Origin of the sequence: Geodermatophilus aquaeductus, assembly GCF_900182545.1 — a bacterium.
Lineage (GTDB): Bacteria > Actinomycetota > Actinomycetes > Mycobacteriales > Geodermatophilaceae > Geodermatophilus > Geodermatophilus aquaeductus.
The window spans coordinates 1-11893 of the sequence record NZ_FXTJ01000003.1 but is presented as its reverse complement, the minus strand read 5'-3'; the positions used below and the strand labels follow the sequence as shown (position 1 = coordinate 11893).

General features: G+C 74.9%; 11 protein-coding genes. 10 read left to right on the top strand and 1 reads right to left on the bottom strand.

Annotation, left to right across the window (positions count from 1 at the left end):
- Window positions 1-8: 8 nt before the first annotated feature.
- Complete coding sequence (locus tag FN207_RS08925) at window positions 9-1250, bottom strand: vanadium-dependent haloperoxidase (RefSeq protein WP_142458185.1); 1242 nt, start codon at window positions 1248-1250, stop codon at window positions 9-11.
- 125 nt (window positions 1251-1375) lie between these two features.
- Between FN207_RS08925 and FN207_RS08920 the strand changes: the two genes are divergently transcribed.
- The 10 genes from FN207_RS08920 (at window position 1376) to tyrS (ending at window position 11483) form a co-directional block, all read left to right on the top strand.
- Window positions 1376-2062 carry a winged helix-turn-helix transcriptional regulator gene (locus FN207_RS08920; protein WP_142458184.1) on the top strand — a complete coding sequence of 229 codons (687 nt, stop codon included), beginning with the start codon at window positions 1376-1378 and terminating at the stop codon, window positions 2060-2062.
- 153 nt (window positions 2063-2215) lie between these two features.
- Complete coding sequence (gene argC / locus FN207_RS08915; RefSeq protein WP_221888122.1) at window positions 2216-3256, top strand: N-acetyl-gamma-glutamyl-phosphate reductase; 1041 nt, start codon at window positions 2216-2218, stop codon at window positions 3254-3256.
- On the top strand, window positions 3253-4404 hold the full coding sequence (gene argJ / locus FN207_RS08910; RefSeq protein WP_142458182.1) for a bifunctional glutamate N-acetyltransferase/amino-acid acetyltransferase ArgJ: 1152 nt from the start codon (window positions 3253-3255) through the stop codon (window positions 4402-4404). The genes argC and argJ overlap by 4 nt, the downstream gene beginning before the upstream one ends.
- Window positions 4401-5420, top strand: a complete 1020-nt coding sequence (gene argB, locus FN207_RS08905) for an acetylglutamate kinase (protein ID WP_221888121.1) — start codon at window positions 4401-4403, stop codon at window positions 5418-5420. The genes argJ and argB overlap by 4 nt, the downstream gene beginning before the upstream one ends.
- Complete coding sequence (locus FN207_RS08900; protein WP_142458181.1) at window positions 5417-6604, top strand: acetylornithine transaminase; 1188 nt, start codon at window positions 5417-5419, stop codon at window positions 6602-6604. Before argB ends, FN207_RS08900 begins: the two co-directional genes overlap by 4 nt.
- Window positions 6601-7548 (top strand): ornithine carbamoyltransferase, encoded by a 948-nt coding sequence (argF, locus tag FN207_RS08895; RefSeq protein WP_142458180.1) that lies wholly within the window; start codon window positions 6601-6603, stop codon window positions 7546-7548. Before FN207_RS08900 ends, argF begins: the two co-directional genes overlap by 4 nt.
- Entirely contained in the window at window positions 7545-8111 is a 567-nt protein-coding gene (locus tag FN207_RS08890) for an arginine repressor (RefSeq protein ID WP_142458179.1), read from the top strand. The genes argF and FN207_RS08890 overlap by 4 nt, the downstream gene beginning before the upstream one ends.
- Entirely contained in the window at window positions 8108-9553 is a 1446-nt protein-coding gene (gene argH / locus FN207_RS08885) for an argininosuccinate lyase (protein ID WP_142458178.1), read from the top strand. Before FN207_RS08890 ends, argH begins: the two co-directional genes overlap by 4 nt.
- Window positions 9517-10197 (top strand): DNA-3-methyladenine glycosylase, encoded by a 681-nt coding sequence (locus FN207_RS08880; RefSeq protein ID WP_281282137.1) that lies wholly within the window; start codon window positions 9517-9519, stop codon window positions 10195-10197. The genes argH and FN207_RS08880 overlap by 37 nt, the downstream gene beginning before the upstream one ends.
- The gene (gene tyrS, locus FN207_RS08875; RefSeq protein WP_142458177.1) at window positions 10194-11483 is read left to right on the top strand and encodes a tyrosine--tRNA ligase; all 1290 of its coding nucleotides are present in this window, start codon (window positions 10194-10196) and stop codon (window positions 11481-11483) included. The genes FN207_RS08880 and tyrS overlap by 4 nt, the downstream gene beginning before the upstream one ends.
- Window positions 11484-11893 lie beyond the last annotated feature (410 nt).

Below are 11893 nucleotides of genomic sequence, written 5' to 3'. Positions count from 1 at the left end.
CCGGGCGGTCACCAGTCGGAGCACAGCACCCGCTCGCCGACCGCGCGGCCGATGGCCGTGCCGTCCTCGACGGAGAACCGGTAGTGGATCCCGGCCCAGATCCGCGCGTTGCCGACCTCCTCGATCAGCTGCTCCGCGGAGGTGAACGTGGTCGGGTACTCGACGGGCGGGGTGCCCCGGACGCTGCTCACCGTCAGCGAGAACGGGCGGTCCCCGCGCAGTGCGTCGACCACCGTGGCGAGGGCGGTCGTCGCGCAGGCGTGGTTGCTCGGGTAGTCGGGGAAGTTCGGCGCCGGCACGAGCGGGCTCCACGCGGGGTCGGGCACGGTCGCGGGGTTGCCGTCGGTGTCCGCGCGCCGGATGGCGCCGACCGGCCGCCAGAAGTCGTAGTGGAACTTGGCGTCGGCGCAGGCGATGAGCGCGTCGGTGCTCGCGGTGTTCACGAGGGCGAACAACCGCGCCGTCTCCCTCGCGTCCAGTGACTCCTGCACGCTCCAGCCGCGCAGGGCGCGGTGGCTCTGCACGGCCGGCGGGTCGGCCCAGAAGAGCGCCGCGGCGGTCTGTGCCGCTGTCCGCACCGTCGACGTGGCCGATCCGAGCGTCTTGACCTCCTCGAAGTCACGGGCCCAGCGGTCGCTGGTGAGCGCGGGCGGCCCGCCCGGCCGCAGCTCCGACGGGGACCGGAGCACGAAGGGCTCCACCGTGCCCAGCCAGGACGCCGCGGCGGCCGTCGTCGGTGGCTCGGTCGGGAGGGGTTCCCACACCCCGGGTCCCGGGGTCGGGAGGGGCAGCGCCGGTCCGTTCAGGCCGTCGTCGCGCCGGTCCTCGATCAGCGTCTGCGCGGCCTGGGCGCCGGCGGCGATCCCCCGGTCCTCCGCCTCGCCGTCCGGGACCGCCGCCAGCTCGGCCGCGTACCTCTCGTCGAGCGTCCCGCGCTGGCCCGGGAAGTAGTGCACCAGGACCCCGTGGGCCGCCGCGGCGACCGCTGCCGGGACGGAGGCGTGGTGGGGGAGGTCCTGCACGGCGTCGTGGACGGCGCGGTGCACGTAGGCGAGGTAGAGGGGTCCGACCGGTCCCGGCGTCGGCGGGGTCGTCGACACGATGGCGGTGACCGCGATCTCATTCCACGTCCGGACGCTCGCGCCGTCGACCTCGGTGGAGGCGGCGGCGGGCGAGACGGACGAGAACGTGGCCGCCAGGACGGCGGCGGCCACGACGGGGGTGGCGACGGGCGTGCGGGACCGGCGCATGGCGACTCCTCGGCCGAGAACTGGCCCGTCGAGTGGAGACCTCCCCGGCCCGCGGCGTCAGTCCTGGAAACGAACCGCGCCGGCGGGGACACCACGTCCGCCGCCGCGGGTGGAGCCTGTCCCGCATGGGTGGCTACGGGCAGTACTGCCCGATCGCGCTCGCCGCTGAGGTGTTCGCCCAGCGCTGGACGCCGATCATCATCAGGAACCTGGCCCTGGGCTGCGTCCACTTCGGGGACATCCTCGAGGGTGCTCCCGGTCTCTCCCGCAGCGTCCTCGCCCAGCGGTTGCACACGCTCCAGCGCGACGGCGTGGTCGAGCGCAGGAGTTCCGGGCGGACCACGGAGTACGCGCTCACCGAGATGGGGCGGGAGCTGGGCGACATCTGCTTCACGCTGGGCGCGTGGGGTGCGCGGTGGCGCGAGGTGGCGCCGGGTGACCAGGACCCCTACCTCGCCCTCTGGACGCTGTCCCGGCTCATCGACCCGGCGTCCCTGCCGCGGCCGCGCGTCGTCGTGCGCTTCGACGTCCGGCGGTCCCGGGCACCGCACCACCTGTGGCTGCTGCTCGACCGCACCGGCAACGAGGTCTGCGTCGAGACCCCCGGCTTCCCCGACGACGGCGTCGTCACCACCGACGTGAGCTCCCTCGTGCGCTGGTGCGCCGGCCGGCTCGGGCTCGCCGCCGCCCGGGAGTCCCGCGAGATGGCGCTGGCGGCACCCCCGTGGCTGGAGCGGGAGCTGGCCCGGTGGGGACGGCTGAGCCCCTACGCCGGCGTCGAGCCCGCGCGGTCGCCGCAGCCGGTGTCCTGAGTCCGCCGCCGGGCGCGCGGACAGCACCCGGCCACCCTGTCCCCGCCGTCGCTCGTGCTCTGCCCCGTCCGTGTGGGCAGAGCACGAGCGACCGCGGGTGCAGTCCGACCCCGACGATGAAAGGTCATGCACGGGCCTGTATGGTCATGCATCGTGAGTACAGGGCAGACGTGGACGGTCGGGGTCACCGGCGCCACCGGCTACGCGGGGGGAGAGGTGTGCCGGCTGCTGGCCGGGCACCCGCACCTCCGCCTGGCCGGGGTGCACGCCAACAGCAGCGCCGGTCGACGCCTGGGTGAGCTGCAGCCGCACCTGCTGCCCTTCGCCGACCTCGAGGTCCGGCCGAGCGCGCCGGAGGACCTGTCCGGCTACGACGTCGTCGTCCTCGCGCTGCCGCACGGCGAGTCCGCCGCGATCGCCGCGCAGCTGTCCCAGGACACGCTGGTCATCGACTGCGGCGCCGACCACCGGCTCGAGGACCCGGCGGCCTGGGCGCGCTGGTACGGCGGCGAGCACGCCGGCGCCTGGCCCTACGGCCTGCCCGAGCTGCCCGGCCAGCGGGAGAAGCTGGCCGGCGCGCGGCGGATCGCCGTCCCCGGCTGCTACCCGACGTCGGTCACCCTCGCAATGGCGCCGGCCCTGGCCGCCGGCCTGGTGGAGCCCGACGTCGTCGTGGTCGCCGCCTCCGGCACCTCCGGCGCGGGCAAGGCGGCCAAGCCGCACCTGCTCGGCAGCGAGGTCATGGGCTCGGTGAGCGCCTACGGCGTCGGCGGCGGGCACCGGCACACCCCCGAGATGGCGCAGACCCTCGGCGCGGCCGCGGGCGGGCCGGTCAAGGTCAGCTTCACGCCCACGCTGGTGCCGATGAGCCGGGGCATCCTCGCCACCTGCTCGGCCCCGCTGAAGGCCGGCACGGACGCGGCGGAGGCCCGGGACGCCTACGCGCAGGCCTACGCCGACGAGGCGTTCGTGCACCTGCTGCCCGAGGGCCAGTGGCCCACCACGGCACAGGTGCTCGGCGCCAACACCGTCGCGGTGCAGGTGGCCGTCGACCCCGACGCCGGCCGGCTGGTCGTCGTCGCCGCGGTCGACAACCTCACCAAGGGCACCGCGGGCGGCGCGATCCAGAGCGCCAACATCGCCCTCGGCCTGCCCGAGACCGCGGGCCTGCCGCTGGTGGGGGTGGCCCCGTGAGCGTCACCGCACCGCAGGGCTTCCGGGCCGCCGGCGTCGCCGCCGGGCTCAAGAGCAGCGGCGCCCCCGACGTCGCGCTGGTCGTCAACGACGGCCCGCAGGACAGCGCCGCCGCCGTCTTCACCACCAACCGCTTCCCGGCCGCGCCGGTGCAGTGGAGCCGCCAGGTGCTCGCCACCCGCCGGCTGCGGGCGGTGGTCCTCAACTCCGGCGGCGCCAACGCGTGCACCGGCGCCGAGGGCTTCCAGGACACCCACGCCACCGCCGAGCACACCGCTGCCGAGCTGGGGCTGGGCGCCGTCGACGTCGCGGTGGCCTCCACCGGGCTGATCGGGGTCCGGCTGCCCATGGACCGGCTGCTGCCCGGCGTCACCGACGCGGCCAAGGCGCTCGCCGCCGACGGTGGTCCCGACGCCGCCCGGGCGATCATGACCACCGACAGCGTCCCCAAGACGACGGTCGTGCAGCGCGACGGGTGGAGCGTCGGCGGGATGGCCAAGGGCGCCGGCATGCTCGCGCCGAGCCTGGCCACGATGCTCGTCGTCCTCACCACCGACGCCTCCGTGCCGGCCGACGTGCTGCAGGCCGCGCTCAAGGGGGCCACCGGCGTCAGCCTCGAGCGGGTCGACTCCGACGGCTGCCTGTCCACCAACGACACCGTCATCGCGATGGCCAACGGCGCCGCCGGGGTCACGCCGACCGCGGAGGAGGTCGCCGCGGCGCTCACCGAGGCGGCCACCGACCTGGCGATGCAGCTGCTCGCCGATGCGGAGGGCTCCACCAAGGACATCGCGATCACCGTGCGGAACGCGGCGAGCGTCGCCGACGCGCTCACCGCCGGCCGGGCCTGTGCTCGCAACAACCTGCTCAAGACGGCGCTGTTCGGCAACGACCCCAACTGGGGCCGGGTGCTCGCGGCGATCGGCACCACCGACGCCGCCTTCGAGCCCGACCGGGTCGACGTCACCATCAACGGCGTCACCGTCTGCCGGGGCGGCGCGATCGGCGACCCGCGCGAGGACGTCGACCTCACCGGCCGGGCCGTCACCATCGACGTCGACCTGGCCGCCGGCACCGAGCAGGCCACGATCTGGACCAACGACCTGTCCATCGCCTACGTGCACGAGAACTCGGCGTACTCGACGTGAGCACCCACGAGAACACGCACGAGAACACCCACGAGGACCCCACCCCGCCCGACGTCCGCGTCGACGAGCCGGCCCCGCGCCGCCGGATCGGCACCACCCGGGTCATGCGCACCTACGACCCCGAGGGCGACGCCCGCAAGGTCGCCGTCCTCACCGGCGCGCTGCCGTGGCTGCGCGAGTTCCACGGCAACGTCGTGGTGATCAAGTACGGCGGGCACGCCATGGTCGACGAGGAGTGCCGCCGCGCCTTCGCCGAGGACATGGTGTTCCTCCGGACCTGCGGCATCCTGCCCGTCGTCGTCCACGGCGGCGGCCCGCAGATCACCGAGATGCTCGGCCGCCTCGGCATCGAGAGCGAGTTCCGCGGCGGCCTGCGGGTGACCACCGACGAGACCGTCGAGGTGGTCCGCATGGTCCTCACCGGCCAGGTCACGCCGGAGGTGGTCGGGCTGGTCAACCAGCACGGGCCGCTCGCCGTGGGCCTGTCCGGGGAGGACGGCGGCCTGTTCACCGCCGAGCGGACGACGGCGCTCGTCGACGGCGAGCCGGTCGACGTCGGCCGGGTGGGCGACGTCGTCGCCGTCGACCCCGAGCCGGTCACCGCGCTCCTGGCCGCCGGCAAGATCCCCGTGGTCGCCACCGTGGCGCCGGACCGCGACGGCGTGGTGCACAACGTCAACGCCGACACCGCCGCGGCCGCGCTCGCCGTGGCGCTGGGCGCGGTCAAGCTCGTCGTCCTCACCGACGTCGAGGGCCTCTACGCCGACTGGCCCGACCGCGACTCGCTCGTGCAGCAGATCGACGCCGCCGAGCTGGCCGAGATCCTGCCCACGCTCGACGCCGGGATGATCCCGAAGATGGCCGCCTGCCTGCGGGCGGTCGAGGGCGGGGTGAAGCGGGCGACCGTCGTCGACGGCCGGACCCCGCACGCCCTGCTGCTGGAGATGTTCACCACCGAGGGCACCGGGACGATGGTCGTCCCGGCGCACGCACTGGACGGGAAGGAGCCGGCATGACCCACACGGAGGAGCTGGCCACCCGCTGGTCGGCCGTGATGATGGGCAACTACAGGACGCCGCCGGTCGCGCTCGCGCGCGGCGAGGGCTCAGTCGTCTGGGACGTCGACGGCCGTGAGTTCACCGACCTGCTCGGCGGCATCGCGACGACGATCCTCGGCCACGCGCACCCGAGGGTGGTCGAGGCGATCACCCGGCAGGCGCAGACCCTCGGGCACGTCTCCAACCTGGCGATGCACGAGCCCGGCGTCACCCTCGCCGAGCGGCTGCTGGAGCTGGCCGGCCGGCCCGGGCGGGTGTTCTTCTGCAACTCCGGCGCCGAGGCCAACGAGGCCGCGTTCAAGATCAGCCGGCTGACCGGGCGGCCCGAGGTGGTCACCGCCGAGGGCGCCTTCCACGGCCGCACGATGGGCGCGCTCGCACTCACCGGGCAGCCGTCGAAGGCCGCCGCGTTCGCCCCGCTCCCCGGTGGCGTGCGGTACGTGCCCTACGGCGACGCCGGCGCGCTGGCCGGCGTGGTGGGCGGGCAGACCGCGATGGTGCTGCTCGAGCCGATGCTCGGCGAGGGCGGCGTGCAGCCCCCGCCGCCGGGCTACCTGGCCACCGCGGCGCGCACCGCCGCCGACGCCGGCGCGCTGTTCGCCGTCGACGAGGTGCAGACCGGCACCGGCCGCACCGGGCACTGGTTCGCCCACCAGGCCGACGGGCTGCAGCCGGACCTCGTCACCATGGCCAAGGCCCTCGGCGGCGGCCTGCCGATCGGCGCCACGCTGGCCTTCGGCGACGCCGCGGAGCTCATGACCGCCGGGTCGCACGGGTCGACGTTCGGCGGCAACCCGATCGCCTGCGCCGCCGCGCTCGCCGTCCTCGACACGATGCGCGACGAGGGCCTGCTCGAGCGCGCCAAGGAGCTCGAGCACCGGTTCACCGCCGGCATCGAGGGTCTCGGGCACGCCGGGGTCGCCGGGGTGCGGGGGAGGGGTGCGCTGCTCGGCGTCGTCCTCACCGCGCCCGTCGCCGGCGCGCTGGAGGCCGCCCTCCGCGAGACCGGCTTCCTCGCCAACGCCGTCGCCCCCGACGTGCTGCGGCTCGCGCCGTCCCTGGTGCTCACCGACGCCCAGGTCGACGCCTTCGTCGCCGCCCTCCCGGCGGCCCTCGACACCGCTCTGGAGACGGCCCCGTGACCCGGCACCTCACCCGCGACGACGACCTGACTCCCGACGAGCAGGCCGAGGTCCTCGCCCTGGCCGCCGAGCTCAAGCGCACCCGGCACACCGACGCCGCGCCCACCCCGCTGCGGGCGGCCAACGGCGTGCCCCGGGCGGTCGCTGTGCTGTTCGACAAGCCCTCGACCCGCACCCGGGTGTCCTTCTCCGTCGGCGTCGCCGAGCTCGGCGGGTACCCGCTGGTCATCGACGCCGGCGCCAGCCAGCTCGGCCGCGGCGAGCCGGTCGAGGACACCACCCGGGTGCTCGACCGGCAGGTCGCGGCGATCGTGTGGCGCACCTTCGGCCAGGACCGGCTGGAGACCATGGCCGCCACCAGCCGGGTGCCGGTGGTCAACGCGCTGACCGACGACTTCCACCCGTGCCAGATCCTCGCCGACCTGCAGACGGTCGTCGAGCACAAGGGGTCGCTCGCCGGCCGGTCGCTGACCTACCTCGGCGACGGCGCCAACAACATGGCGCACTCCTACCTGCTGGGGGGCGCCACCGCCGGGATGCACGTGCGGATCGGCTCGCCGGAGGAGTACCAACCGTCCAAGGAGGTGCTCGAGCGGGCAGCGGAGATCGCCGCGGAGACCGGCGGCTCGGTGCTGTGGACGCCCGACGCCGCGGCCGCCGCCGACGGTGCCGACGTCCTCGCCACCGACACCTGGGTCTCCATGGGCCAGGAGGACGAGTACGACACCCGGGTTGCGCCGTTCCTGCCCTACGCCGTCGACGAGGCCGCGCTGGAGCGGGCCGCCGACGACGCCGTCGTCCTGCACTGCCTGCCGGCCTACCGCGGCAAGGAGATCGCCGCCGAGGTCATCGACGGGCCGCAGAGCGTGGTCTGGGACGAGGCGGAGAACCGGCTGCACGCCCAGAAGGCCCTGCTCACCTGGCTCCTGGAGCGATCGGCGTGACCTCTGCGCTGACCCGCTCGGCGCGGCAGGCCCGCATCGCCGAGCTGATCACCGCCCAGCCGGTGACCTCGCAGACCCAGCTGGCGGCACTGCTGGCCGCCGGCGGCATCGAGGTCACCCAGGCCACGCTCTCGCGCGACCTCGAGGAGCTCGGCGCGGTCAAGCTGCGCGGCACCGACGGCGCACCGGCGTCCTACGTGCTGCCGCCGGAGAACGCCCCGCTCCGCCCCGCGCAGACCGCGCCCGCCCGCCTCACCCGGCTCCTGGCCGACCTGCTCACCGGCGCCGACGGCAGCGCCAACCTCGCCGTCCTGCGCACTCCGCCGGGTGCAGCGCAGTTCCTCGCCTCGGCGCTGGACAAGGTCGGCCTGCCCGACGTGCTGGGCACCATCGCCGGCGACGACACTCTGCTCGTCGTCTCCCGCGACCCCGACGGCGGACCGGCGCTGGCCGAGCGGCTGCGCGCCCTGGCCGCCCGCACGCCGGCGGTCTACCCGGAGCTGCACGCCGACCTGTCCGACGACGCACCCGTTCCCGAGCCCCCTGGAGGAAGCACCCCGTGACCGACCCGACCGCCCCCGCCTCGCAGACCCGGCTCTGGGGTGGCCGCTTCGGCGGCGGGCCGTCGCCGGCGATGGCGGCGCTGTCGAAGTCGACCGACGTCGACTGGCGGCTGGCCCCCTACGACCTGGCCGGCTCCCGTGCGCACGCCCGGGTGCTGCACCGCGCCGGCCTGCTCACCGACGACGAGCTGGCGCAGATGCTGGGCGCGCTGACCGAGCTGTCGGCCGAGGTCGCCGCGGGCACCTTCGCCCCGATCGAGGCCGACGAGGACGTGCACGAGGCCCTCGAGCGGGGCCTGCTCGGCAAGCTCGGCGCCCTCGGCGGCAAGCTGCGCGCCGGCCGTTCCCGCAACGACCAGGTCGCCACCGACCTGCGGCTGTACCTGCGGCACAACGTCCGCCCGCTGGTCGGCGAGCTGTCCTCGCTGGAGTACGCGCTGATGGGCCTGGCCGAGCGGTACCTCGACGTCCCGGCCCCCGGCATGACGCACCTGCAGCACGCCCAGCCGGTGCTCATCAGCCACCAGCTGCTCGCCCACGCCCACGCGATCGCCCGCGACGTCGACCGGCTGCAGGACTGGGACCGCCGCGCCGCCGTCAGCCCGCTGGGCTCCGGCGCCCTGGCCGGCTCCTCGCTGCCGCTGGACCCCGACGCCGTCGCCGCCGAGCTCGGCTTCGACCGCGCCGCGGAGAACTCCATCGACGCCGTGAGCGACCGCGACTTCGCCGCGGAGTTCTGCTTCGCCGCCGCGCTGATCGGCGTCCACCTGTCCCGGCTGGGGGAGGAGGTCGTGCTCTGGACGTCGACGGAGTTCGGCTGGGCCCGCCTCGACGACGCCTGGGCCACCGGGTCGTCGATCATGCCGCAGAAGAAGAACCCCGACATCGCCGAGCTCGCGCGCGGCAAGTCCGGCCGGTTCGTCGGCAACCTCACCGGCCTGCTCACCATGCTCAAGGGCCTGCCGCTGGCCTACGACCGCGACCTGCAGGAGGACAAGGAGCCGGTCTTCGACTCCCTCGAGCAGCTGCTGCTCCTGCTGCCCGCGGTCACCGGGATGGTCGCCACGCTGACGCTGCGCCCCGAGGTCCTCGAGGCCGCCGCTCCGCAGGGCTTCGCCCTGGCCACCGACGTCGCGGAGTGGCTCGTCTCCAACGGCGTCCCGTTCCGCTCGGCGCACGAGATCTCCGGCGCGATGGTGTCCTTCTGCGAGGAGGCCGGGCTCGAGCTCGACCAGCTCGACGACGACCAGCTCGCCGGCATCGACGAGCGGCTCACCCCCGACGTGCGCTCGGTCCTGTCGGTGCCAGGCGCGCTGGCCGCCCGCGACACCCGCGGGGGGACGGCGCCCGAGCGGGTCGCCGCCCAGCTCGCGGCGCTGAAGGACGTCGCCGCCGCCCACGGCCGCTGGTCGGCCGACTCGCCCGTGGCGGCCGCGCTCTGACCCCGCCGGGCCGGCTGCTCGCCGCCGACGAGCTGCTCGGGCCGGTCGACGCCGTCGCCCCGGCCCTGCTGGGCTGCTGGGTGGTGACCGACCGGCCCGAGGGCACCGTCGCCGTGCGCCTGACCGAGGTGGAGGCGTACTCGGGGGAGGGGGAGGACCCCGCCTCGCACGCCCACCGCGGTCCGACCCCGCGCGCGGCGATCATGTTCGGCCCGCCCGGGCGGCTGTACGTGTACTTCAGCTACGGCGTGCACTGGTGCGCCAACGTCGTCGTCGGGCCCGCCGGCCGCGGCTCGGCGGTGCTGCTGCGCGCCGGCGAGGTCGTGGTGGGGGAGGACCTGGCCGCCGTCCGCCGTCCCTCGGCCCGCGTCGCGCGCGACCTGGCCCGGGGACCGGCCCGGCTCACCGCGGCGCTCGGCATCGGCCCGGACGACGGCGGCGCCGACGTCCTGGACCCGTCGTCGTCGGTGCGGCTGCACGCGGGAGCGCCGCCGGCCGCGGTCTCGGCCGGGCCGCGGGTGGGGATCAGCCGCGCCACCGAGCTGCCGTGGCGGTTCTGGGAGACGGGGGCGGCGTCGGTGAGCGCCTTCCGCCCGGGTGGCAAGCCGCGTCGTCGTCCCGCCGGGCAGACTGGGACCTCGTGACCTCCACCGTCCTCGACGAACTGCAGCGCCGCGGCCTCATCGCCCAGACCACCGACGAGGAGGCGCTGCGCGCGCACCTCGCGGCCGGACCGGTCACCTACTACTGCGGGTTCGATCCCACCGCGCCGAGCCTGCACGTCGGCCACCTGGTGCAGGTCATGGTGCTGCGGGCGCTGCAGCGGGCCGGGCACCACCCGGTCGTCCTCGTCGGCGGGGCCACCGGCCTGATCGGCGACCCGCGGCCCACGGCGGAGCGGCAGCTCAACGACCGCGCCACCGTCGCCGGCTGGGTGGACAGCATCCGCCGGCAGCTGGCGCCCTTCCTCGACCGGCCCGCCGAGACCGACGGCCTGCCGGCGCCGGTCTACGTCGACAACCTGACCTGGACAGAGCCGCTGTCGGCCATCGACCTGCTGCGCGACCTCGGCAAGCACTTCCGCGTCGGCCGGATGCTGGCCAAGGAGGCGGTGAGCGCGCGGCTGAACTCGGAAGCCGGCATCAGCTACACCGAGTTCAGCTACCAGATCCTGCAGGCGCACGACTTCCTCCAGCTGTTCCGCCGCAACGGCGTCACGCTGCAGACCGGCGGGTCCGACCAGTGGGGGAACCTGACCGCGGGCATCGACCTGGTCCGCCGGGTGGAGGGCGCCACCGTGCACGCGCTGTCCACGCAGCTGGTCACCAAGTCCGACGGGCAGAAGTTCGGCAAGAGCGAGGGCGGCACCGTCTGGCTCGACCCGAGGCTCACGTCGCCCTACGCCTTCTTCCAGTTCTGGCTCAACGCCGACGACGCCGACGCGCTCACCTGGCTGCCGCAGTTCTCCGAGCGGCCCGCCGAGGAGGTGGCCGCGATCGTCGCCGAGAGCACCGAGCGCCCGGCGTCCCGTGCGGCCCAGCGCGCGCTGGCCGAGGAGCTGACGGCCCTGGTGCACGGACCCGAGGAGCTGCGCCAGGCCGAGGCGGCCGGACGTGCGCTCTTCGGCCGGGAGGACCTCACCGCGCTGGGTGCCGAGACCCTGGGAGCCGCCCTCCGGGAGGCCGGCAGCGTCACCGTCGACGGGGAGCCGCCGACGGTCGCCGCCCTGATGCAGCAGACCGGCCTGGTCTCGAGCCTGTCCGAGGCCCGCCGGACGGTGAAGGAGGGCGGTGCCTACCTCAACAACGAGCGGGTGACCGACGCCGATGCCGTCCCCGGCGAGGACGCCTGGCTGCCCGGCGGGTGGCTCGTCCTGCGGCGCGGGAAGCGCTCGGTGGCGGGGGTGCAGCGGGTGCCCGCCGGCCGCTAAGCGGACACCTCCGCCGTGTGAACGCCATGTGACACGCCGGTTCCGGAACGGTGTCCGGCGTCACGGCCGAACCGGTTTGACACGGTCCCGACAGCCACGTAACTTTCTCTCTGCGCGCCGCACGGCCCGGGAGGGCGAGCGGGAAGGCCCCAGCAGGAGCCGCCCGTTGCGGGTGCAGAGATGGACAACAAAGCCTCCAGCGGAGCCCGAGAGGGTCGAGTTGGTGTGCGTCCGCTCCTTGAGAACTCAACAGCGTGCCGAAAGTCAGTGCCAAGTAATAACCCCGTGGCCTGGCCGCGTGATGTGGTCGGGTCTTGGGTTCCTTTGGTTGATTGATCGAGATCTGTCAGGTCTCGGTTCTCAGCCGGTATCAGATCATCTACGGAGAGTTTGATCCTGGCTCAGGACGA

Bases quoted from the DNA above. Each gene is read 5' to 3' on its own strand.
- FN207_RS08925 (WP_142458185.1), bottom strand. From the start codon at position 1,250: ATGCGCCGGTCCCGCACGCCCGTCGCCACCCCCGTCGTGGCCGCCGCC.
- FN207_RS08920 (WP_142458184.1), top strand. From the start codon at position 1,376: ATGGGTGGCTACGGGCAGTACTGCCCGATCGCGCTCGCCGCTGAGGTG.
- FN207_RS08900 (WP_142458181.1), top strand. From the start codon at position 5,417: ATGACCCACACGGAGGAGCTGGCCACCCGCTGGTCGGCCGTGATGATG.